We start from the raw sequence: 21,819 nt of genomic DNA, 5'->3' as shown, positions 1-21,819 counted from the left end.
CACGGGCGGTGGCGGTCATCGCTGTTCCTCCGGGGTGGCGGCGCGATCGGGGGTGAGGCCGGCGTCGGTGCTCACGCCGAGCGCGGTGAGCAGGCGTGTACGCAGGGAGGTCAGGTCGGGGTGGTCGCGGTGGCGGGGGCGTGCCACGCCGATGAGCTCCTCGTGGGCGATCCGCCCCTCATGGAGGACGAGCACGCGGTCGGCGAGGGCCAGCGCCTCGTCGACGTCGTGGGTGACCAGCAGCACGGCCGGGCGGTGGACCGCCCACAGCCGCAGGACGAGCTGGTGGACGGTGATGCGGGTGAGCGCGTCGAGCGCGCTGAACGGCTCGTCGAGCAGGAGCAGCTCCGGCTCCCTGGCGAGCGCGCGGGCGAGGCTGGCCCGCTGTGCCTCGCCGCCCGACAGGGTCAAGGGCCAGGCGCCGGCCCGCTCGGTGAGGCCCACCTCGGCGAGTGCCCGCCGGGTGCGTTCCCCGGGGTCGGGGACGTCCAGGCCGAGTGCGATGTTGGCGTCGACGCGCTTCCAGGGCACCAGGCGCGGCTCCTGGAAGGCGACGGCGACCGAGCCGGTGACCTCCAGCTCGCCCTCGGCGGCGCCGTCGAGGCCCGCCAGCGCGCGGAGCAGCGTCGACTTGCCCGAGCCGCTGCGCCCGAGGAGCGCGGTGAACTCTCCGTGGGCGATGTCGAGGTCCAGCCCGGCGAGGACGGTGCGCTCGCCGAACCCTCGGGTGAGGCCCCGGACCGTGGCTACTCGCCGAGAAATCCGCGTCGCCATGTCAGCGCCCGCCTTTCCATGAGCCGTACGAGCGCGTCGGTGAGCAGGCCGAGCGCGCTGTAGACGAGCAGCCCGACCACGATGACGTCCGTGCGGAGGAACTCGCGGGCGTCGTTGATCATGAAGCCCAGGCCGGCGTCGGCGTTGACCTGCTCGGCCACGATGAGGGCGAGCCACGCGACGCCGAGGCTCTGCCGCAGGCCGACGAGCGTCTGGGGCAGTGCTCCGGGAAGGACGATGTGGCGGACGAGCGCGGCACGGCCGAGTTTCAGGGTCCGCGCGAGCTCGGCGAGCTTGCCGTCGACGCCCCGGATCCCCGCGAAGGTGTTGAGGTAGAGGGGGAAGGAGACGGCGAGCGCCACGAGGGCGACCTTGGGGGTCTCGCCGATGCCGAACCACAGGATGAACAGCGGGATCAGCCCGAAGAACGGCAGTGCGCGGAGCATCTGCATGAGGGGATCGACGGCGTTCTCGCCCGCCCTGCTGAGCCCGGCGGCCAGGGCGAGCAGGATCCCGGTGATGCCGCCGAGCAGGAATCCGGCGGCGACCCGCTGGAGCGAGACGGCGATGGCGGCGGGGAGCGTGCCGTCGGAGATCAGGCCGGCGGCGGTGACGGCGATCGTCGAGGGAGAGGCGAGCAGGCTTTGGGGCAGGAGGCCGGTGGTGCTGGCGATCTGCCAGACGGCCAGGGCGGCGAGGGGGCTCACCCACCGCTGCCAGACCTTGACCCTTCCCGGGGCGTGGGCGGGCCGGGAGCGGCGCGGGGTCGTGGCCCTTGGGGCGGCGGCGGGTGCCGGTCCGCGTACCCCCTGGGCATCCAGTGCGGGGATGGACATCGAGGGACCTCGCAGGGATCGTCGCGTGCGGCGTCCCTTGCATGATTAGCTGCATTACCTACCAAGTCAATAGGTTTTGCGCGGCCCCTGCGGCGCGGGGGGCCGGGAGGCGCGCGGACGCGTAACCTGAGGGGGTGCGGCACAGGACATCCCGGGCGTCTGACATCGAAACACCGAGCATGCTCGCCGAACTGCTCGACGCGCGGGCCTACCTCGCCGACGAAGGGCTGGCGACGGCGTGCTTCCTGGCGCTGAGGATGGGGCGCCCTCTGTTCCTGGAGGGGGAGGCCGGAGTCGGGAAGACCGAGCTGGCCAAGACCCTCGCAGCGGTCCTCGGCGCGCCGCTCATCCGCCTGCAGTGCTACGAGGGCCTGGACGCGGCCCAGGCGCTGTACGACTGGGACTTCGCCCGGCAGCTCCTGCACCTCAAGGCCGCCGAGGCCACCGGCGCGACGGGCGCCACGGAGGCCGCCCGCCTGGAGGGGGAGCTGTACGACCGGCGGTTCCTGATCGCCCGTCCCCTGCTCAAGGCGCTGGAGACCCAGCCGAGCGTGCTGCTGGTCGACGAGATCGACCGGGCGGACGACGAGTTCGAGGCGTTCCTGCTGGAGGTGCTGTCGGACTTCACGATCTCCATCCCGGAGCTCGGCACGATCAGCGCCGAGACGCCTCCGGTGGTGGTGGTGACCTCCAACCGCACCCGCGATGTGCACGACGCGCTCAAGCGCCGCTGCCTCTACCACTGGCTGGAGCACCCGGCGTTCGACCGGGAGGTGGCGATCCTGCTGCGGCGCCTGCCCGAGTGCACGGAGACCCTCGCGGACCAGGTCGCCCGCGCCGCCGGGCGGCTGCGCGGCGCCGGGCTGGTCAAGCCGCCGGGCGTCGCCGAGACCCTCGACTGGACCGAGGCCCTGCTCACCCTCGGCGCCCGCGACCTGGACCCCGGGCTGGCCGCGGCGACCCTCGGCGCGGTGCTGAAGTACCGCGAGGACCAGGAGACCGCCCTCGCGAACGGCCTCCTGCGCCATGCCTGAGGAAGCGGCGGAGCTGATCGCGACGATGACCGGCTTCGCCCGGACGTTGCGGGCGGCGGGGGTCGCGGCCGACCACGAGCGCACCCAGGCCTTCCTGCGCGCCGCGCGCCACCTGGACGCCGCCGATCCCGGCGCGGTCTACTGGGCCGGGCGCCTGACCCTGTGCGCGGGCCCCGACGACCTCCCGCGCTACGACCGGTGCTTCGCGGCCTACTTCGGCGGCGAGCGCGCCCGCGCGGCCCGTACGCGCCCGCCCGTGGTGACCGTCACCCGGCACACCGTCTCGCTGGACGGCGCCGGGCCACGGGAGGACGCCGGCCAGGAGGCGCTGCCCGCGACCGCGAGCTCCACCGAGGTGCTCAGGCGGCGGGACATCGCCCGCCTGACCGCCGCCGAGCTGGCCGAGATCCATCGCCTGCTCGCGATCCTGCGCGCCCGCAGGGAGCAACGCCGCTCGCGGCGGTTCGCCCCCGCCCACCGGGGCCGCCTGGACCCGCGGCGCACCATGCGCGAGACCCTGCGCCGCGGCGGTGAGACGGCCCGGTTGCGCCACCGGGCGCATCGGGTACGGCCGCGTCGCGTCGTGCTGCTGGTCGACGTCAGCGGGTCGATGGCGCCGTACGCCGACACGCTGCTGCGGTTCGCCCACGTGCTCGTCCGGTGCGAGCCGCGCGCCACCCAGGTCTTCAGCGTCGGCACCCGCCTCACGCGGATCACCGCCGAGCTGCGCCACCGCGACCCGGGCAGGGCGATGCGGGAGGTGTCGGCGGCCATCCCCGACTGGAGCGGGGGCACCCGCCTGGGCGAGGAGCTGAAGGAGTTCCTCGACCAGGGGGCGGGCGCCCGGGGCGCTGTCGTCGTCATCGCCTCCGACGGGTGGGAGCGGGGCGACCCCTCCCTGCTCGGGCAGCAGATGGCGCGGCTGTCGCGGCTGGCCCGCCGGGTGATCTGGGTCAACCCGCACAAGGGCCAGGAGGGCTACCGGCCGCTGACCGGCGGCATGCGCGCCGCCCTGCCGCACGTCGGGGCGTTCGTCGCCGGGCATAGCCTGGCGGCCTTCGAGGAGCTCGCGGAAAGGCTGTCGCATGCGTGATGTGCTGTCGCAGATCGTGCGGTGGTGGGAGGCCGGGGAGAAGTTCGGGCTGGCGACCGTGGTGAACACCTTCCACAGCGCGCCGAGGCCGCCCGGCGCCTCCATGGCCGTGCTCGGGGACGAGGCCGCCGGCAGCGTGTCCGGCGGCTGCGTGGAAGGGGCGGTGTACGAGCTGGCGCGGGAGGTCGTCGCCGAGGACCGCGCGGTGCTGCAGCGGTACGGCGTCAGCGACGACGACGCCTTCACCGTGGGCCTGACCTGCGGCGGGATCATCGACATCCTGGTCGAGCCGGTGTCGAAGGACTCCTTCCCCGAGCTCGGTGAGATCGCCGGGTCCGTGCGGCGGCACGAGCCGGTGGTGGTCACGACGATCATGTCGGGACCGGGGCGCGTCGGCGCGCGCAGGGTCATCTGGGGCGACCGCGCGTCGGGGTCGCTGGGCGTGGCGCGACTGGACGCCGCCGTGGACGACGACGCGCGCGGCATGCTCGCCCAGGGGCTCACCGGCGTCCGCCGGTACGGCCCGGAGGGGGAGCGGCGGCTGGACGACCTGTCGGTGTTCGTCCACTCCTTCGCCCCGCCGCCGCGCATGCTCGTCTTCGGGGCCATCGACTTCGCCGCCGCGGTCGCGCGCATCGGCAAGTTCCTCGGCTACCACGTCGTGGTGTGCGACGCCCGGCCGGTGTTCGCGACGGCCAAGCGCTTCCCCGAGGCCGACGAGGTGGTGGTGCGCTGGCCGCACGACTACCTGTCCACCGCCTACGTCGACGAGCGCACGGTCATCTGCGTGCTCACCCACGACCCGAAGTTCGACGTGCCGCTGCTGGAGGTCGCTCTGCGCACCGGCGCCGGGTACGTCGGGGCGATGGGCTCGCGCCGCACCCACGAGGACCGTCTGGAGCGGCTGCGCGAGGCGGGCGTGCCGGAGGCGGACCTGGCGCGGCTGCGCTCGCCGATCGGCCTGGACCTCGGCGCGCGGACGCCGGAGGAGACGGCGGTGTCGATCGCGGCCGAGCTGATCCAGCTCCGCTGGGGCGGTTCGGGCCGGGCGCTGACCGAGACCAGCGGGCGCATCCACGGGAGCGGGGAGGCGGCCGGGTGACCGGGGACGGGATCGGGGAGGCGGCCGGGTGACCGGGAAGGCGGCCGGTGAGCTGGATGGGAGCGGGATGACCGGGCGCGGGCCGGGCTGCGCCGGGCTGCTGCTCGCGGCGGGCAAAGGGGCCCGGCTCGGCACGCCCAAGGCGGCCGTCTCGTTCGGCGGCGAGCTGCTGGCCGACCGGGGGGCGCGCCTGCTGCGCGAGGGAGGCTGCGATCCGGTCGTGGTGGTCCTCGGCGCGGTCTCCGTCCAGGTGGCCGGCGCGGTCACCGTGCGCAACCCCGACTGGGAGTCGGGGATGGGCTCCTCGCTGCGGGCCGGGCTGGACGCGCTGCCGGCGTCCGCCGAGGCCGTCGTGATCGCCCTGGTCGACCAGCCGCTCATCGGCGCGGGGGCCGTGGAGCGGCTGATCGAGGCGAGGAGCGTCGGGGCGGCGGTGGCGGTCGCGACGTACGGCGGCGCGATGCGCAACCCCGTGCTGATCGGCAGGGAGCATTTCGGCGAGGTGGCGAGGCTGGCGGCCGGCGACGTCGGGGCCCGGCCGTTCCTGCGCGCGCATCCGGAGCTGGTCACGCCCGTGCCCTGCGACGACGTGGGCGATCCCGCCGACATCGACACCCCGGACGATCTGGCCCGCCTCTCGCGGGGCGCGCGGCCCCCAGGGGTCGACCCCCGGCGGGCGACTCGATAGCCTTGCCTGGCTACTGGAACATCATTCGGTTTGCCTCGACGGAAGGACGCGGGATGCGTATCGGCATGGCCCTCAACTACGCCGGGGGCTTCAAGGAGACCGTGGCGGAGCTGGCCGACTACGAGCGCGCGGGGCTCGACATCGTCTTCGTCGCCGAGGCCTACAGCTTCGACGCGGTGAGCCAGATGGGCTACATCGCGGCCAGGACCGAGCGGCTGCAGATCGCCTCGGGCATCCTGCCGATCTACTCGCGCACCCCGGCGCTGCTCGCCATGACCGCGGCCGGCATGGACTACGTCTCCGACGGCCGATTCGTGCTCGGGCTCGGCGCGTCGGGCCCGCAGGTGATCGAGGGCTTCCACGGCGTGCCCTACACCGCGCCGCTCGGCCGCACCCGCGAGGTGATCGAGATCTGCCGCAAGGTGTGGCGGCGCGAGCGGCTGACCCACGACGGCAAGTACTACCAGCTGCCGCTCCCGGAGGGGGAGGGCACCGGCCTGGGCAAGCCGCTGAAGCTGATCAACCACCCGGTCCGGCCGCGCATCCCGATCGTGGTCGCGGCCATCGGCCCGAAGAACGTCGAGCTGGCCGCCGAGCTGGCCGAGGGCTGGGAGCCGATCTTCTACGTGCCGGAGAAGGCCGCCGACGTGTGGGGCGCCTCGCTGGCGGCCGGCAAGGCAAAGCGGGACGCCGAGCTCGGCGAGCTGGACGTCGTCGCCCAGGCGACGCTGGCGATCGGTGACGACGTCTCGGGGTTCCTGGAGTTCGGCAGGCCGATGGCGGCGCTGTACATCGGCGGCATGGGCGCCAAGGGCAGGAACTTCTACAACGATCTGGCCCGCCGCTACGGGTACGACAAGGAGGCCGAGCAGATCCAGGACCTCTACCTCGAGGGCAAGAAGGACGAGGCGGCGGCGCTCGTGCCGATGGAGCTGCTGGAGAAGATGTCCCTGGTCGGCTCCGAGGGGTTCGTCCGCGACCGCATCGCGGCCATGAAGGAGTCGGGCGTGACCACGATCAACGTCAACCCGATCGCGGGCTCCCACGAGGAGCGCCTGAAGCTGATCGAGAAGATCAAGGACCTGGCGGCCTGAGCCGCGGGCCGCGCCGGGCACCGGCGCGGCCAGGTCGGGGAGGCGGCGGGCGGCGCGGCGAAGGCCGATCCGCCCGGCCGCCTTTCCCCTTTTCGCCCCATGTAGCGCTGTGTAGTTGTTTGACAAGGTAAACAGGCCTCTAATACAAATAGTTGGTAAAAACATAAAACTGGGGGCCTGTAGTGGCGTTACAGGGGGATACCCGAGCGGACGCACATGGCGAGTCGGGGGACCGCCGGACCTACACTCATCAAGAGATCCTCAAGGTCATGTCGGGGCTGCTCATCGCCCTGATGACCTCGCAGATCTCGACGTCCGTCGTGGGCACGGCTCTGCCCACCATCGTCGGGGAGTTCGGCGCCCAGGACCAGCTCTCCTGGGTCGCGGCCGCGCCGCTGCTGACGCTGACCGCCTCCACTCCTCTGTGGGGCAAGCTGTCCGACCTGTTCGGGCGCAAGCGCATGTTCCAGCTCTCCCTCGTGATCTTCGCTGTCGCCTCGGTGATCGCCGGCCTCTCACAGAGCATCGGCATGCTCGTCGCCGCCCGCGCGCTGCAGGGCCTCGGCACCGGCGGCCTGTCCGCGCTGACCCAGGTGATCCTCGGAGATGTGGTCCTGCCGAGGGAACGAGGCCGCTATTCCGGCTACATCGGCGCGGTGTTCGGCGTGTCCACCGTCGGCGGGCCCCTGCTGGGCGGCTTCATCGTCGACGCCCCCTGGCTCGGCTGGCGCTGGTGCTTCTACTGCTGCGTCCCGCTGGCCCTGGTCGCGTTCGCCGTCGTGCAGAGGGTGCTCCGGTACGACCACGAGGCGCGGGACGCCCGCATCGACTGGCTGGGCGCGTTCACCCTCACCGGCGGCGCCTCGGCGCTGATGCTGCTGCTCTCCTTCGGCGGTCAGGAGTTCCCGTGGAACTCCGGGTGGACGTACGGGCTCGGCGCCGTCGCGGTGGTGCTCTTCGGCCTCGCCATCCTCGCCGAGCGGCACGCCGCCGGCCCGATCCTGCCGCCGAGGCTCTTCCGCGACCGCACCTTCGTCCTGGCGAGCACGGCGTCACTGCTGGTCGGCATCGCGATGTACGGCGTCATGATCTATCTGCCGCAGTACTTCCAGATCGTCAAGGGCATGACCCCCACCATGTCGGGCGTCATGACCATCCCCCTGGTCCTCAGCCTGCTCGTGTCCGCGGTGGGGGCGGGACGGGTGGTCACGCGCACCGGCCGCTGGAAGATCTTCCCGGTCGCAGGCATGCTGCTCGTCTCCGTCGGCGCCGCGTTGCTCTCCCAGCTGCGCACCGACTCCAGCGACTGGGTGATCGGCGTCGACATCGCCGTGCTCGGCACCGGTCTCGGCTTCAGCATGCAGATGCTCGTCCTCGCCGCACAGAACGCCGCGCAGACGCGCGACATGGCCGTGGCCACCTCGGGCATCTCCTTCTTCCGCAACCTGGGCGGCGCGGTGGGCGTGGCGGCCCTCGGCGCCATCCTCAGCAACCGGGTCAGGGACGAGATGACCGGCATGCTGGCCGCCGCCCGGATCAAGGTGCCCCCGGGCTCCGACCTCGGACTCGGCACTCCCGAGGCCATCGGGCAGCTGTCGCCGGCCCTCCAGCACATCGTGATCGAGTCCTTCACCCAGGCCATGCAGATGGTCTTCCTGGCATGTGTCCCGGCCGCCCTGGTCGGCTTCCTGGCGGTGGTCTACCTGCGCGAGCTCCCGCTGCGCTCCGCCCACAGCAGCCCTCCCGACACGACCTGACCGCACGGCACCAGGGCGTCCCCGGTGCCGTCCCGGAAGGCCCGGTCCTGCGGCAGCGGGGCCGGCCGGCCGTAAGGTGCGGACATGACCGTCATCTACGAAACGCGGCGCGCGCGGCTCGCCGCTCTGCTCGCCGAGCACGGCATCGACGCCCTGCTCGTCACCCGCGGCGTCAACGTGCGGTACCTGACCGGCCTGGTCAGCTCGAACGCCGCCGTCCTCGTGCGGGAGGACGGCTCGGCCGTCCTGGCGACCGACTCCCGCTACATCGAGACCGCGCGCGCCTGCCCCGGCGTCGAGGTCGTCCAGGAGCGCGACGTGGCGGGCGCCCTGGTCAAGATGGCGGAGCGGCCGGGCATCGAGGCGCACGACATGTCCGTGGCCCGCTACCGGCGGCTCGGCGGCGAGCCCGCCCCCGTCGAGGGCGTCGTGGAGCGCCTGAGGGTCGTCAAGGACGAGGGGGAGATCGAGGCGCTGCGCACCGCCTGCGACCTGACCGACCGCGCCTTCGCCGAGGTGATCACCACGATCGCGCCGGGAATGACGGAGCGGCGGATCGCCAGGGCGCTGGACGCGCGCATGGTCGAGCTCGGCGCCGACAGGCCGGCCTTCGACACGATCGTGGCGAGCGGCCCGAACGGCGCCGTCCCGCACCACGTCCCCGGAGAGCGGCCGGTCGAGCGCGGGGACCTGATCACCATGGACTTCGGCGCCCTGTACGACGGCTACCACGCCGACATGACCAGGACGGTCGCCATGGGAACCGCGTCGGAGTGGCAGCGGGAGCTGTACGACCTGGTCCGCGCGGCGCAGCGGGCCGGGCGGCACGCGCTCGCGCCGGGCGCGGGGATCCAGGAGGTGGACGCCGCCGCGCGCGACGTCATCGCCGGCGCCGGGCACGGCGACCACTTCGTCCACGGGCTCGGCCACGGCGTGGGCCTGGAGATCCACGAGGACCCGTTCCTGCGTCCTGCCGGTGCCGGTAGACTTGAGGATCGGGTTCCGATCACCGTCGAGCCCGGCGTCTATCTGCCAGGCAGGGGCGGCGTCCGGATCGAGGACACTCTCGTGACACGCGCCGGCGGCCCGGAGCTCCTCACCCGCACGACCAAGGAGCTGCTGATCCTGTGAGGCAGGACGGCGGCCCAGCGAGCGCGACCATGACGACGCAGGAGAAAACGAGTGGCGACGACCAACGACCTCAAGACCGGCCTGGTGCTCAAGCTCGAAGGCGGTGACCTCTGGAGCGTGGTGGACTTCCAGCACGTCAAGCCGGGCAAGGGCGGCGCCTTCGTCCGCACCAAGCTGAAGAACGTGCTCTCCGGCAAGGTCGTCGACAAGACCTTCAACGCCGGCGTCAAGGTCGAGGTGGCCAACGTCGACAGGCGCGAGATGCAGTACTCCTACATGGACGGCGACGACTTCGTCTTCATGGACACCGAGACCTACGACATGCTGCACGTCTCGCGCCCGACGGTCGGCGACGCCGCCAACTACCTGCTGGAGAACACCCTCGCCACCGTGGCGGTCAACGAGGGCAACGTCCTGTACGTCGAGCTCCCCGCGGCCGTCGAGCTGACGATCTCCCAGACCGAGCCGGGCCTGCAGGGCGACCGCTCGACCGGTGGCACCAAGCCCGCGACGCTGGAGACCGGCGCCGAGATCAAGGTGCCGTTGTTCATCACGACCGGTGAGAAGGTCAAGGTCGACACTCGCACCGGCGAGTACCTCGGCCGGGCCTGAGGTGTCCGCTCGGGGAAAGGCGCGCAGACGCGCACTGGACATTCTCTTCGAGGCCGAGCTACGGAGCGAGCCGCCGGCGAACGTTCTCGCCGAGCGCGTCGAGCGGGCCGAGCCGCCCGTCAACGAGTACACCTCGACGCTGGTCGAGGGCGTGAACCGGCACCGGTCGCGGATCGACGAGCTGATCTCGACCTACTCTGAGGGCTGGACCCTCGACCGCATGCCGGCCGTCGACCGCAACCTGCTGCGGGCCGGCACCTACGAGCTGCTGTGGGTCACGGACGTCCCCGAGGCGGTGGTCATCAGCGAGTGGGTGCACCTGGCCTCGGAGCTGTCCACCGACGAGTCGCCGCAGTTCGTCAACGGCCTGCTCGCCCGCTTCAAGCAGCTCAAGCCGTCCCTCGCCCTCTGAGGCCGCCGCGCGCCCGCACCGCGTAGGCTGGGCCAGACCGGCATGCTTCCAGCGGGGCCGGCCGACACGCTTCAAGGAGGCGAGCTGAAGTTGCGCACCGAAGGCGCCACACGCCAGGCGGGCACTCCTCCGGCGGTGCGCACCGCCGTGGTGTGGGACGCGCTCCGGGCCGCGCTGGCCGAGCGGGCGGGGGCCACCGGGCGTGAGCGGCTCGACATCGTCGACGCGGGCGGCGGCACCGGCGGCTTCGCCGTGCCGCTGGCCGAGCTCGGCCACGTCGTCACCGTGGTCGACCCCAGCCCCGACTCGCTGGCGGCCCTGGAGCGGCGCGCCGCCGAGGCGGGCGTGGGCGTCAAGGGCATCCAGGGCGACGCCTCAGACCTGCGCGAGCTGCTCGAGCCCGGCTGCGCCGACCTGGTGCTGTGCCACAGCGTCCTCGAGTACGTCGAGGATCCGGCGAGCGCGCTGAGCGCCGTCGCGGCCGTGCTGAGGCCGGGCGGCGTGATCAGCGTGCTCGCGGCCAATCCCGTCGCCACGGCGATCCACCGCTCGCTCTCGGGCCATTTCGACGAGGCCAGGCAGGTGCTCGCCGATCCCGCCGGCAGGTGGGGCGACCAAGATCCGACGCCCCGCCGGTTCAGCGGCGAGACGCTCGCCGCGCTGCTGTCGGCGGCCGGGTTCACCCCTGGAGAGGTCAGGGGCGTGCGCGTCTTCGCCGATCTGGTCCCGGGCCGGCTGCTCGACGGGGAGCCGGGGGCGGCGCGGGCGCTGATCGCGCTGGAGCAGGCCGCCGCGGCCCATCCGGTGCTGCGCGACATCGCCACCCAGCTCCACCTCCTCGGCCACCGGTGAGCGCGGTCCGCGGCCGGCCGGGCGGGCCGGATCGGCCGATGAAAGTCACTGCTAGAACGCCTGTTCGGCTAGGATGAGCCTGTGTCGCGCAAGCAGGTTCTGCGGTCGGAGCCAGGGCAGGGCAGTGGCCCGGGCCGGGCGGCGCCGGCCGACGACACCGGCTGTCCCATCCTGCACGTCGACATGGACGCCTTCTTCGCGAGCGTCGAGCTGCTCGAGCGCCCTGAGCTGAAGGGCACCCCGGTGATCATCGGGGCCGCCGGCGCCCGCGGGGTCGTGCTCAGCGCCACCTACGAGGCCAGGCGATACGGAGTGCACTCGGCGATGCCGATGACCCGCGCCCGCCGCCTGTGCCCGCAGGCCGTGGTCATCCCGCCGAGCCACGGCAAGTACTCCGAGGTCTCCAAGGGCGTGATGGAGATCTTCCACTCGGTCACCCCCGAGGTGGAGCCGATCGCGTCCGACGAGGCGTTCCTCGACGTCAGCGGGGCCCTGCGCAGGCTCGGGTCGCCGGCGCGGATCGGCGAGCTGATCCGCGCCGAGGTCGTCGAGCGCCACGGCATCACCTGCTCGGTGGGCGTGGCGAGCAGCAAGTTCGTGGCCAAGCTCGCCTCCCGGCACTGCAAGCCCGACGGCCTGCTGGTCATCCCCGCCGACGGGGTGGTGGACTTCCTGCATCCCCTGCCCGTCGCCGCCCTGTGGGGCGTCGGCGAGCGCACGGAGCAGGCCCTGGTGCGGCTCGGCATCAAGACCGTGGGTGATCTGGCCCATGTGCCCCCTTCGACCCTGCAGCGGGAGTTCGGGGCCGTCGGGGCCCATCTGGCGGCCCTCGCCTGGGGGCGCGACGACCGCCGGGTCACCCCGCACGTCCCCGACAAGAGCATCGGCGCCGAGGAGACCTTCTCCCACGACGTGGACGATCCCGACGCCATCCGCCGCGAGCTGCTGAGGCTGTCCGAGCGCGTCGCGGCCCGGCTGCGGGGCGGCGGTCACGTGGGCCGCACGGTGAGCGTCAAGCTCCGCCGCTCCGACTTCACGACGATCACTCGCGCCCGCACGCTGCGCGAGGCGACCGATGTCGCGAAAGAGATATATGCCACTGCCTGCGACCTTTACGGTGCCGCCGGGCTGGAGCGCGTGCGGCTCCGCCTGGTCGGGGTCCGGGTGGAGAACCTCCGCCCCGTGGGCACGGCCACCCGCCAACTCGGCCTCGGCGAGCGCGAAACCGGCTGGCGGGAGGCCGAAATGGCGATGGACAAGGCCATGCGCAGGTTCGGCCCGGAAGCGGTCCGCCCGGCCTCGCTGGTTCGCCCTCCGTTTGATGGAATGGATCTATGACGTCACCTCCGGTTTGGTCTACGTTGGACGTTTTCTTTCGCCTACGTCTACAGCCTCGTATTCTGGGGATAACCGACCGCGAGGTCCGGACACCCTGTGGTGCCCGTTGCCGTCTTCCCCGTCAAGGGGCCGTCCTTGGGAGGCGCCGTGCCGCTCTCTGAGCACGAGCAGCGCTTGCTCGACCAGATCGAGCAGGCCCTCTACGCCGAGGACCCAAAGTGGGCCAATACCGTACGGATCAGTGATCCACGCAACCACTACAAACGTCGCCTGGTGAAAGCCTCGATCGGCTTCGTCCTCGGTGTCGTCCTGTTGATGGTCGGCGCCGTGGCACCGCTCATCCCTCTCGGTGTCGGTGGCTTTGTGGTCATGCTCGCCGCGTCCGTCTGGGGCCTGTCCAGCTGGAAACGCATGAACGGGTTCGGCGGTGAGGCCAAGCCGGGTGCCCCCGACGCGAAGCCCGACCGCCGGCGTGCCGCCAGGCCGAGCTTCATGGAACGCATGGAAGAGCGCTGGCGCCGCCGGGGCGAGGAACGCTGACACGTCGCGGCGGGCCGTCATCGTGATCCCCCGCGACGTGGCCCGCGCCTGACCGTCCGAGGCGGCCCTCTCGGACACCGACGGCTCTCGGCATCCCCGGCCCCTCCGGGCCGGTCCTCCCTTTTCGCATGCCCACCCATGGGTGGGCATGCGAGCCATGTCCCGGACCCACTCCCGCACCAGGCCTTCGCGCGGTGTCCTGCCTCGCCATGGGCGAAGCGGCGTCCCCTCGCCCCCGGGCGGCCCGCCTCCCGCCGGGGGAGACCCGTCCACGGGCCTTCACCGGCGGGACGCGGGCGGGTCAGCGCCGGGAACCGGCCAGCGGGCGCTCCTCGGCGGCCTGCTCCCGGCCGGGCGGCGGGAGGTCGCGACGCCGCGGCCACAGCCGCAGTGTCTCCAGCCGGTCGAAGCCGTCGAGCATCTTCTCTCCCACGCCTCTCAGCCTGCGCAGCGTGGAGGGCGGCAGGAGCGTGGCCCGCAGCCGCCGCGAGCGCGGCACCCTCGCCCGCAGCGCGTCGCGCACGGTCCGCATGTCCTCGCTCAGGGAGCCGACCCGCCCGGGCGTGCGCGCGTACCGCATCCGCTCCTCGGCCGAGGCGATCCTCGTGATCGAGGAGGCGCTCGCGCCGTCCAGCTCGCACTGCTCGACCAGCCGCCTCGCCAGGGCGCGCGGGGTCTCGCTCGCCTCGTGACCGAGCCGCAGATCGTACAGCGTGTCGATCAGCTCCTGCCACGACGCGTGCACCGCGTGCCCGAGGACCGTCTCCGGCGCCCGGGCCTGCCCGCGCAGGCGCCCCTCGCGGGCCGCGGCGGCGCCGCCTTCCCCGGCCGCGCCGTCCGCCTGGGCCCAGGCGCGCCGGCGCCGGTAGCGGACCAGCGCCCGCCAGGCGGCGGGGAGCAGCCCGACCAGCAGCAGGGCGACGAAGCCGAGGCCGATCTTGGCGGGTACGGGGACGCCCGTGTCCACGATGACCGGGCCCGCGGCGAGACCGGTGTCGGGGTCGCGGGGATCGCGCCTCGCGCCCGCCAGGCCGCCGGCCGGGTCGTTCGCGTCGGTGCCGCCGGTCGGCCCGGCGGTCGGGGTGTCACCCGGTGTGCCGGTCGTGACAGGCGGGCGGCTGTAGTCGGGGATCCGGGCCGTGGCCTGGCCGAGACCGCCCGCCGGGGTGGGCTCGAAGCGCAGCCATCCGGCTCCCTCGAAGTACAGCTCGGGCCATGCGTGCAGGTCGTGGGTGCGGACCTGCCAGGAGCCGTCGATGAAGGAGCCGCCGGTGTAGCCGATGCCCACGCGGGCGGGGATGCCGAGGACGCGGGCCATCACCGCCATGGCGGCGGCGAACTGCTCGCAGTAGCCGGCCCGGTTGTTCAGGAAGTCCAGCAGCGCCTCGTTGCCGTTGCCCTGCGTCCTCAGGCTGTAGACGAAGCCGCCTCCCGAGGTGAACCACGACTGGAGCTTGACCGCCGCCTCGTAGGGAGTGTCGGTGTCCTTGACCAGCCGGGCCGCCATGCCGCGGATCTGCGGCGGCAGGTCCGGGGGAAGGGCGAGGTAGCGCGTGGCGATCTCGACGTCGGGCGTCCCGGGGAGCGTCCTGAGGTCGTCGGTGGTCGGCTGGGGCTCCCGGCCGGCGATGCTGTAGGACTGCCCGCCCGCCGTGTCGCGCGTGGAGAAGACCATGAGCGTGCTCTCGTCGGCGCGCCAGTCGCCCTCCACCCGCACCGATGCCGACGGATAGGGCAGCGGCAGGAAGCTGAGGCCCTCGACGTCGTCGCTCACCCGGATCTGCGTGGCGACGTTCTTCACCGGGACGTCCAGGGACAGGCCGGGCGGCGGCGGCATCGGGGCCTCCGACACGCGGTCCTCGGGCCGGCCCTTGGGCTGCGACATCGTCCACTGCTCGCCGTCGAAGGTGTCCAGCGAGTACATCCGCAGGTAGCGAGGGACGTTGTCGTTGTTGGTGTAGGTGAGGACCGTGGCGTTCTGGGGCTGGTTGAGCTGGCCGCGCAGGCTCGCGATCGGGTTCGGGATGGTGATCGTGTTGCCGCCCCTGCCGGTGCCCGAGCCCACGCCGAACCCGAACAGCGGGCTCGGCTCCAGCGTCGGCAGCAGCGCGGGCAGCGCGATGGCCAGGGCGATCGCCGCGAAGCCGATGCGCTTGCCCGCCAGCGAGAGCGGGGCGGTGTCGGTCTGGATCCGGGCGCCCGCGCCGCGCGAGCGGCGCACCAGGACGGCGCGGCCCCAGTGGCTGAGGCGCTCGCGCCCGTCGGCGGTGAGCAGGCCCACGTACCCGAGGGCGCCGATGATGAACGCCGGCCAGCTGATCGGGTCGGACAGCACCGCCGCGGGCACGGTGAACAGGGCCAGCAGCGGCAGCCCCGCGAGGGCCGCGCGCCGCAGCCGCACGGCGAGGAGGTCGACGAGCACGGCGATCAGGCCGATGCCACCGGCGGTGAGCAGGGAGATCGAGGGGTTGGCCGGCACCGGGGCGGCGTACCGCTGGATGTCGTCGAACCCTTCCCCGAGCAGCCGCGCCAGGGAGACGACGGAGTCCTTGGTGGGGAGGATCCACGCCCAGTTGTCGTCGAGGACGAACACCATCGTGAGGTAGACCCACAGCACGAAGAGCTCGGCCGGAGGGCCGAGCCATCGCGGCATGGTGTTGCGGGTGGTGAGGACCGAGGCGACGACGACCACGATGATCGCGCCCATCCCGGTCCAGAACCAGGTGCCCCCGCGGAACAGGGGATAGAGGGTGATCGAGGCCGCGGCCGTGGCCAGGCCCGCCGCGATCGGAAGTCTCATGCCGCGTCTCCTGCCGTGATCGTGTCCCGCGGCCCGGCGTACCGGCTGCTCTGGCCGGCGTCCTGCCAGACGGCCGCGAGGGAGGTGCCGGCGGGCAGCCGCACGACCCGCCAGCCGGAGCCGGCGAGAATGGCCCGAGCCGTCTCGAACGACTCGTCCACCGCCGCGTGGTGGGCGGGCGTCTGCTGCCAGGTGCGCACGTCGAGCAGGACGGCGACGCCGGTGACCCCGCTGTTCCTGAGCCGGGCCATCGCCTGGGCCTCCTCGGCGTCCAGGTCGCCGAGCACGGCGACGATGAGGCCGTCCCCGCCGCCCTGCCGCAGCGCCGTGATACCGGTGTCGAGCGAGCGGGCGGTGCTCTGGCGCACCACGGCGAGCGCGTCGAGGAGGGAGTGGCCGCCCGCGGTGTCGGGGAGGTGCTGGGCGCCCTGGTCGGTGACCAGGCGCAGGCCGAGGCCGTCGCGGGCGAGCTGCATCCCGATGGACGCGGCCGCCGAGACGCTCACCTCGAACGACGAGCGCGGGCCCTCGCCGCGGTGCGCGTGCCTGCGGGTGTCCAGGAGCAGGGCGCCCCGGCTCTGCCACTGCTGCTCCTCGCGGCGCACCATCAGCTCGCCGTACCGCGCGGTGGATCGCCAGTGCACCCGGCGCAGGTCGTCACCCTGGCGGTACTCCCGGGGGCCGATGTCGTCGTCTCCGGCCGCCGCCACGCTGGTGCTGCGGCTGTCGCCGCCGCCGGTCCACTCGCCGGAGAGGCGGACGTGGGGGAGCGGCACGACCTCCGGGACGACCATCAGCGTGTCGGTGGCGGTGAAGGCGCGGGTCAGCTCGACCAGGCCGAAGGGGTCGGTGATGCGCACCGAAAGCGGCCCGATGGGGAACCGGCCCCGCAGGTCGGAACGGACCTTGTAGTCGATCTCCCGGATGCCGCGCGACTCCACCCGGTCCAGGACGAACCGGGGGCGGGTGCCGACGGCGTAGGGAACGGTGTCCTCGATGAGCAGCAGCCCGGTGGGGAGCCGGGTGACGTTCTCCAGCCGGACCGTGACGGTGCTGTCGGAGCCCACCTCGACCCTGCTCGGGTCAAGGCGCCTGGCGCAGCTGAGGCGGTAGCGGGTGCGGGCGACGACCAGGGCGGCGAGCAGCGGCAGCGTGATGACCAGCACGCTGACCCGCAGCAGGTCGTGCTCCCCGAGGACGAACGCGCACAGCAGGGCGGCGACGCCCGAGGCGAGGAAGGAGCGGCCGCGCGAGGTGAGCGCCCTGAGCCCTGCCATCACCGCTCGGATCCCGCCCCGTCGAACCCCCTCTCCCGGCTGTCCGGCACCGGGACGCGACGGACGAGTTCGGCCATGACGTGCTCGGGGCGGCGTCGCTGCCCCTGGGCCTCCAGGCTCGGGAGCAGACGGTGGGCCAGGACGGGGACGGCGAGTTCCTGCAGGTCGTCAGGGATGACGTAGTCGCGTCCGGCGAGCGCCGCCTGGGCGCGGGCGGCCCGCACGAGGTGCAGGGTGGCGCGCGGGGAGGCGCCGAGCCGCAGGTCGGGGGACTGGCGGGTGGAGGTCACCAGGTCGATCGCGTACTTCTTGATGGGCTGGGAGACGTAGACGGCCCGCACGGCGTCGATCAGCGCCTTCACCTCGGCGGTCGTGGCGACGGGCTCCAGCTTGTCCAGCGGCGAGGAGGCGCCGTGGACGTCGAGCATCTCCAGTTCGGCGGCGGGTTCGGGGTACCCCATCGCGATCCTCGCGGTGAAGCGGTCGCGCTGGGCCTCGGGGAGGGGATAGGTGCCCTCCATCTCGATGGGGTTCTGGGTCGCGATGACCATGAACGGCGTCTCGAGGCGGTAGGTGGTGCCGTCGACGGTGACCTGGTGCTCCTCCATGCACTCGAGCAGCGCCGACTGGGTCTTGGGGGAGGCGCGGTTGATCTCGTCGCCGACCACGATGTTGGCGAAGACCGGGCCGGGCTTGAACTCGAACTCGCGTGATTGCTGGTTGAAGGCGCTGACGCCCGTGATGTCGCTCGGAAGCAGATCTGGGGTGAACTGGACGCGGCGCACCGGGCAGTCGATCGACCGGGCGAGCGCCTTGGCCAGCATGGTCTTGCCGACTCCCGGCACGTCCTCGATGAGCAGGTGCCCTTCCGCGAGCAGCACCGTGAGGGTGAGGCGGACGACGTCGCTCTTGCCCTCGATCACCGACTCGATCGCCTCACGGATCCGGTGCGCCGTGGCGACCAGACCATCCAGCTCCTGTCCGACATCGTGGGTTATTCCCACCGGGCCTCCATGAGGGTGCGGCAGCCCCACGCCGGGATCGTATTGCGGGGGGCTTTGTCGTTCCTTTTTCATTGTGCGTACCGACACTACGGTGCCGGAGGTTCCCGGGCGACTTTCCGTCATATTCGGGATGAACAGCCCCAGTGTTCTGCTCCGGAGTCGCGTTCATGTTCCGTGAAGGTGCGAATACCGTGACACGAGCGACCGCTCCGGCGCTCCACTTCTCCCCACCCCCGGCTTCTCGTTCCTCCATCCTGCGCCCCGCGGGCCCGGAAAGTGACCGGGATATGTCAAGCGGCGGCCCGACACGCCCGTCAGCGCATGCTGCGCCCCCAGGGCCCTCCACTCCACTCCACTTGCTCTGACCTGCGAAAACGCGAGCATGGCAGCCGTCCGACACGGTTTGAATCAGTTGACGGTGGGGAGAAGTGGAGTATGGTGGTGCGCAGTGGAGGGGCTGGGGTCCAAGCGCCGGCCGTTCCACATGGCACGGGAGGTGGGGCCGGTGTTCCTCGGCACCCATCAACCGCGTCTGGACGAAAAAGGACGACTGTTCCTGCCGGCGAAGTACCGTGAGGAGCTGGCGGAGGGTCTTGTGATCACCAAGGGCCAGGAGCGGTGCCTCTACGTATTTCCAGTAGAGGAGTTCCAGCGCATCACCGAGGCGCTGCGTACCGCGCCCGTGACAGCCAAGGCCGTTCGCGATTACAGTCGCGTCTTCTTCGCCAGTGCTTCCGACGAGACGCCCGACAAGCAGGGGCGGATCACCATCCCCCAGAGCCTGCGCGAGTATGCCGGCCTTCGCCGCGACTGTGTGGTCATCGGGGCCAACACGCGGCTGGAGATCTGGGACGCGACGGCCTGGGACACCTATCTGGCCGACCAAGAGCAGGCGTTCTCCGAGCTGTCGGAGGAGGTGCTGCCAGGAGTCCTTTGACGAAGGTCGACTCGTCGGTGAAGACGTCGTTCGGCGAGGTCTCCACCCGCTCCCATGGTGCCGGGACGGTTCCGGTCACCGCAGCGCCGCCGCCAGCTGATGCACCTTCCCCGGTGTCAGGTGGCGGGGCGCGAAGAGGGGACGCGGATGGGGACCTGGCCGGACGAGCCGTTTACAAGGGGGGGCGAGAGCCCGCCGGCGAAAGGCCGAATGGAAGGCCGCATATCCGCGAGCAGGAAGTGTCCCGGGGTTTCGATGGACACGACCAAGGCGGCAAAGGGGGTTTGACCATGCATGTCCAAGATCATGCCGAGCCGGGCGGGCACGTCCCGGTGATGCTGCGACGCGTCCTGGAGCTTCTCGCTCCCGCGCTCGCCGGTCCTAGCCCCGTGCTGGTCGACGCCAATCTGGGCCTCGGCGGTCACGCGGAGGCGCTGCTGGCCGCGCACCCAGATCTTCACCTGGTCGGTATCGACCGGGATCCGACCGCCATCGAGCGGTCCACCGAACGCCTCGCGCCGTACGCGGGCCGCGTCACCCTGGTGAGGGCGGTCTCCGACGAGCTGCCCGAGGTGCTCGCGCGCGCCGGCCATCCCCGCGTGGACGGGGCCCTGTTCGACCTCGGGGTGTCCTCCCCGCAGCTCGACGAGGCCGGGCGCGGCTTCGCCTACTCCTACGACGCTCCCCTCGACATGCGCATGGACCCCGAGCAGGAGCTCACGGCCGATGTGGTGGTCAACACCTACTCCGAGGCGGAGTTGACCCGCATCCTGCGCGACTACGGCGAGGAGCGCTTCGCCGCGCGCGTCGCGCGTTTCATCGCCCGGGAGCGGGCAGAGGAGCCGATCACGTCGACCAAGCGGCTGGCGGAGATCGTCCGTGACGCGATCCCGGCCGCGACCCGTCGTACCGGTGGAAACCCCGCCAAAAGAACGTTCCAGGCCTTACGCATCGAGGTGAATGGGGAGTTGACCGCTCTCGAACGGGCGCTCCCCGCTGCACTGGACGCACTGAAGGTCGGAGGGCGCGTGGTCGTGCTCTCCTACCACTCACTGGAGGACCGGCTGAGCAAGCAGGTCCTCACGGCGCGAACCAGGGACACCAGCCCTCCGGGGCTGCCCGTCCCGTTGCCGGCCCACCAGCCGCGGTTCCGTCTGGTGACGAGGGGAGCGGAGCTCCCAGACGAGGAAGAGGTCGCGCGCAACCCGCGCGCTGCCTCGGCCAGGTTGCGGGCGGCAGAGAGGATCCGGGAGCCGGAATGAGCATTGACAAGGAGACACCGCAAGAGGCCGTCAGCGTCCGCACGGCGACCGCCGTCGACGACAGGCCTGTGCGCACGGCGCGCGGCACCCGCGCGGTCACCGCGCCGCCGCGGCCCGAAAGGACCGTCCGGCGCCCGGCGCCGTCGCGTCCTCCGAGGCGCGCGGCCGCGCCCGCGCCGCCGGTGGCCGAGGCCGCGGAGGCCCCGCCGCGGGCGACCGTCCGGCGTGGCGCGCCGCGCATGCCGTTCGTGCTGCTCGTCGTCGGCCTGCTGTGCGGCGGCCTGGTCAGTCTGCTGCTGCTGAACGTCGTGCTCGCCACCGACTCCTACCGGGCGAACGACCTGGTCAAGAGCACCCAGCGCCTGCGCGACGAGGCGGCGGCCGCGCGCACCAAAGTGCTGCTGGACTCCCAGCCGGAGAGGCTCGCCGAGCAGGCCCGCAAGCTGGGCGAGAAGCCCGACAAGCGGGCGCCGCAGGTCCTGGTCATCCCGCCGGAGGGCCAGGGGGCCGGCCGGGCGGCGAGCCAGAACCAGGCTCCGGCCGGCACCGGGGCACAGGGCGCGGGGGTCTCGATCCGGTGAGAGAGGGTGGCGGCCGCCCCCCCGGGCCCGGTCGCAACGGTCCGGGCGGCGGTGGAGGCGGGCGAAGCGGTCCGGGCGGGCCCCGGCGCGGCTCCGGATCCGGATCCGGAGGCCGCCAGGGCCCGCCCGAAGGTCCCGGACGCCCTGAGGGCCCCGGTGGCCGCTCCGGCGGCTCCGGGCGTTCCGGTGGCTCGGACCCAGGCGCTCCGGACGGCCGTTCGGGCGGTTCAGGTGCTTCCGGCGGCCGTTCGAGTGGTGCGGGCGCGTCCGGTGGCGGTTCGGGCGCTCCCGGCGCGTCCAGTGGTCGTTCGGGCCGTTCAGGTGCTTCCGGTGATCGTTCGGGCGGTTCAGGTGCTTCCGGTGGCCGTTCGGGCGGCGCGGGCGCCTCGGGTGGAGCGGCCGGCCGGCCGGGGAGCTCCGGGCGCCCCGACGGATCCGGCGGCCGTCCGGCCGGTTCCGGGCGATCCGAGGGCGCCGGCGGCTCCGGGCGTTCCGGCGGCTCCGGCGGTCCGGGCGGCCGGTCGGGTGGCGCAGGGCGCCCGCCGAGGCCCGGCGGCGCCGCTTCGCGTACCGACGGGCCGGCGCGGCCGGTCAGAGGCGAGCCCGAGGCCACCATCGCCACCCCGCGCCGCGTGCTCGGCACCGGGCAGGGCCCGCGGCGCGTCCCGCCACGGGGCCGTCCCGGGGAGGCCGCC

The 21,819-nt window shown here is 72.7% G+C and carries 20 protein-coding genes; 15 read left to right on the top strand and 5 right to left on the bottom strand.

Annotation, left to right across the window (positions count from 1 at the left end; all coding sequences use genetic code 11):
• Positions 1–15: 15 nt before the first annotated feature.
• Both MYF83_RS37310 and MYF83_RS37305 read right to left on the bottom strand, forming a co-directional pair.
• On the bottom strand, positions 16–774 hold the full coding sequence (locus MYF83_RS37310; protein ID WP_248965526.1) for an ABC transporter ATP-binding protein: 759 nt from the start codon (positions 772–774) through the stop codon (positions 16–18).
• The gene (locus MYF83_RS37305; RefSeq protein ID WP_248965525.1) at positions 747–1,610 is read right to left on the bottom strand and encodes an ABC transporter permease; all 864 of its coding nucleotides are present in this window, start codon (positions 1,608–1,610) and stop codon (positions 747–749) included. The genes MYF83_RS37310 and MYF83_RS37305 overlap by 28 nt, the downstream gene beginning before the upstream one ends.
• Before the next feature lie 179 nt (positions 1,611–1,789).
• On the opposite strand from MYF83_RS37305, the gene MYF83_RS37300 reads away from it, so the two are divergent.
• From MYF83_RS37300 to MYF83_RS37245, 12 genes are all read left to right on the top strand, one after another.
• Positions 1,790–2,644: an AAA family ATPase gene (locus tag MYF83_RS37300; protein ID WP_248965524.1), complete on the top strand. Its 855-nt coding sequence runs from the start codon at positions 1,790–1,792 to the stop codon at positions 2,642–2,644.
• Entirely contained in the window at positions 2,637–3,737 is a 1,101-nt protein-coding gene (locus tag MYF83_RS37295) for a vWA domain-containing protein (protein ID WP_248965523.1), read from the top strand. Before MYF83_RS37300 ends, MYF83_RS37295 begins: the two co-directional genes overlap by 8 nt.
• Entirely contained in the window at positions 3,730–4,839 is a 1,110-nt protein-coding gene (locus MYF83_RS37290; RefSeq protein ID WP_248965522.1) for an XdhC family protein, read from the top strand. Before MYF83_RS37295 ends, MYF83_RS37290 begins: the two co-directional genes overlap by 8 nt.
• A gap of 67 nt (positions 4,840–4,906) precedes the next feature.
• On the top strand, positions 4,907–5,527 hold the full coding sequence (locus tag MYF83_RS37285; protein WP_248965549.1) for a nucleotidyltransferase family protein: 621 nt from the start codon (positions 4,907–4,909) through the stop codon (positions 5,525–5,527).
• Between the two features lie 53 nt (positions 5,528–5,580).
• Positions 5,581–6,621: an LLM class F420-dependent oxidoreductase gene (locus MYF83_RS37280; RefSeq protein WP_248965521.1), complete on the top strand. Its 1,041-nt coding sequence runs from the start codon at positions 5,581–5,583 to the stop codon at positions 6,619–6,621.
• A gap of 182 nt (positions 6,622–6,803) precedes the next feature.
• A complete protein-coding gene (locus MYF83_RS37275) occupies positions 6,804–8,378 on the top strand; it encodes an MDR family MFS transporter (RefSeq protein WP_308201567.1) in 1,575 nt (524 codons plus the stop codon).
• 84 nt (positions 8,379–8,462) lie between these two features.
• Complete coding sequence (locus tag MYF83_RS37270; RefSeq protein ID WP_248965519.1) at positions 8,463–9,509, top strand: M24 family metallopeptidase; 1,047 nt, start codon at positions 8,463–8,465, stop codon at positions 9,507–9,509.
• Positions 9,510–9,560: 51 nt separating this feature from the next.
• Positions 9,561–10,121, top strand: coding sequence for an elongation factor P (gene efp, locus MYF83_RS37265; protein WP_248965518.1), 561 nt, complete (start codon positions 9,561–9,563; stop codon positions 10,119–10,121).
• 1 nt (position 10,122) lies between these two features.
• The gene (nusB, locus tag MYF83_RS37260) at positions 10,123–10,533 is read left to right on the top strand and encodes a transcription antitermination factor NusB (RefSeq protein WP_248965517.1); all 411 of its coding nucleotides are present in this window, start codon (positions 10,123–10,125) and stop codon (positions 10,531–10,533) included.
• A 42-nt stretch (positions 10,534–10,575) separates the two neighbouring features.
• Complete coding sequence (locus MYF83_RS37255; protein ID WP_372500356.1) at positions 10,576–11,385, top strand: methyltransferase domain-containing protein; 810 nt, start codon at positions 10,576–10,578, stop codon at positions 11,383–11,385.
• An 81-nt stretch (positions 11,386–11,466) separates the two neighbouring features.
• Positions 11,467–12,723: a DNA polymerase IV gene (dinB, locus tag MYF83_RS37250; protein WP_372500355.1), complete on the top strand. Its 1,257-nt coding sequence runs from the start codon at positions 11,467–11,469 to the stop codon at positions 12,721–12,723.
• 147 nt (positions 12,724–12,870) lie between these two features.
• Entirely contained in the window at positions 12,871–13,263 is a 393-nt protein-coding gene (locus MYF83_RS37245) for an SCO2097 family morphological protein (RefSeq protein ID WP_248965515.1), read from the top strand.
• 301 nt (positions 13,264–13,564) lie between these two features.
• On the opposite strand, the gene MYF83_RS37240 is transcribed toward MYF83_RS37245, so the two are convergent.
• The 3 genes from MYF83_RS37240 to MYF83_RS37230 are packed head-to-tail and all read right to left on the bottom strand — an operon-like array spanning position 13,565 to position 18,374.
• Positions 13,565–16,063: a transglutaminase TgpA family protein gene (locus MYF83_RS37240; RefSeq protein ID WP_248965514.1), complete on the bottom strand. Its 2,499-nt coding sequence runs from the start codon at positions 16,061–16,063 to the stop codon at positions 13,565–13,567.
• A complete protein-coding gene (locus tag MYF83_RS37235) occupies positions 16,060–17,340 on the bottom strand; it encodes a DUF58 domain-containing protein (protein ID WP_248965513.1) in 1,281 nt (426 codons plus the stop codon). Before MYF83_RS37235 ends, MYF83_RS37240 begins: the two co-directional genes overlap by 4 nt.
• Positions 17,340–18,374, bottom strand: coding sequence for an AAA family ATPase (locus tag MYF83_RS37230; protein ID WP_372500354.1), 1,035 nt, complete (start codon positions 18,372–18,374; stop codon positions 17,340–17,342). Before MYF83_RS37230 ends, MYF83_RS37235 begins: the two co-directional genes overlap by 1 nt.
• A gap of 475 nt (positions 18,375–18,849) precedes the next feature.
• On the opposite strand from MYF83_RS37230, the gene mraZ reads away from it, so the two are divergent.
• The 3 genes from mraZ to ftsL all read left to right on the top strand — a co-directional run bounded on the left by mraZ (position 18,850) and on the right by ftsL (position 21,124).
• Entirely contained in the window at positions 18,850–19,281 is a 432-nt protein-coding gene (gene mraZ, locus MYF83_RS37225; RefSeq protein WP_248965511.1) for a division/cell wall cluster transcriptional repressor MraZ, read from the top strand.
• A gap of 290 nt (positions 19,282–19,571) precedes the next feature.
• On the top strand, positions 19,572–20,543 hold the full coding sequence (gene rsmH, locus MYF83_RS37220) for a 16S rRNA (cytosine(1402)-N(4))-methyltransferase RsmH (RefSeq protein ID WP_248965510.1): 972 nt from the start codon (positions 19,572–19,574) through the stop codon (positions 20,541–20,543).
• Complete coding sequence (gene ftsL, locus MYF83_RS37215) at positions 20,540–21,124, top strand: cell division protein FtsL (protein ID WP_248965509.1); 585 nt, start codon at positions 20,540–20,542, stop codon at positions 21,122–21,124. The genes rsmH and ftsL overlap by 4 nt, the downstream gene beginning before the upstream one ends.
• Positions 21,125–21,819: the final 695 nt, after the last annotated feature.

Source organism: Sphaerisporangium perillae, assembly GCF_023276435.1.
Lineage (GTDB): Bacteria > Actinomycetota > Actinomycetes > Streptosporangiales > Streptosporangiaceae > Sphaerisporangium > Sphaerisporangium perillae.
Note: the sequence above shows the minus strand (reverse complement) of the source record. Positions and strands in the feature narration are given on the sequence as shown.

Bases quoted from the DNA above. Each gene is read 5' to 3' on its own strand.
- MYF83_RS37310 (WP_248965526.1), bottom strand. From the start codon at position 774: ATGGCGACGCGGATTTCTCGGCGAGTAGCCACGGTCCGGGGCCTCACC.
- MYF83_RS37305 (WP_248965525.1), bottom strand. From the start codon at position 1,610: ATGTCCATCCCCGCACTGGATGCCCAGGGGGTACGCGGACCGGCACCC.
- MYF83_RS37300 (WP_248965524.1), top strand. From the start codon at position 1,790: ATGCTCGCCGAACTGCTCGACGCGCGGGCCTACCTCGCCGACGAAGGG.
- MYF83_RS37295 (WP_248965523.1), top strand. From the start codon at position 2,637: ATGCCTGAGGAAGCGGCGGAGCTGATCGCGACGATGACCGGCTTCGCC.
- MYF83_RS37290 (WP_248965522.1), top strand. From the start codon at position 3,730: ATGCGTGATGTGCTGTCGCAGATCGTGCGGTGGTGGGAGGCCGGGGAG.
- MYF83_RS37285 (WP_248965549.1), top strand. From the start codon at position 4,907: ATGACCGGGCGCGGGCCGGGCTGCGCCGGGCTGCTGCTCGCGGCGGGC.
- MYF83_RS37280 (WP_248965521.1), top strand. From the start codon at position 5,581: ATGCGTATCGGCATGGCCCTCAACTACGCCGGGGGCTTCAAGGAGACC.
- MYF83_RS37270 (WP_248965519.1), top strand. From the start codon at position 8,463: ATGACCGTCATCTACGAAACGCGGCGCGCGCGGCTCGCCGCTCTGCTC.
- MYF83_RS37255 (WP_372500356.1), top strand. From the start codon at position 10,576: ATGCTTCCAGCGGGGCCGGCCGACACGCTTCAAGGAGGCGAGCTGAAG.
- MYF83_RS37240 (WP_248965514.1), bottom strand. From the start codon at position 16,063: ATGAGACTTCCGATCGCGGCGGGCCTGGCCACGGCCGCGGCCTCGATC.
- MYF83_RS37235 (WP_248965513.1), bottom strand. From the start codon at position 17,340: ATGGCAGGGCTCAGGGCGCTCACCTCGCGCGGCCGCTCCTTCCTCGCC.
- rsmH (WP_248965510.1), top strand. From the start codon at position 19,572: ATGCATGTCCAAGATCATGCCGAGCCGGGCGGGCACGTCCCGGTGATG.
- ftsL (WP_248965509.1), top strand. From the start codon at position 20,540: ATGAGCATTGACAAGGAGACACCGCAAGAGGCCGTCAGCGTCCGCACG.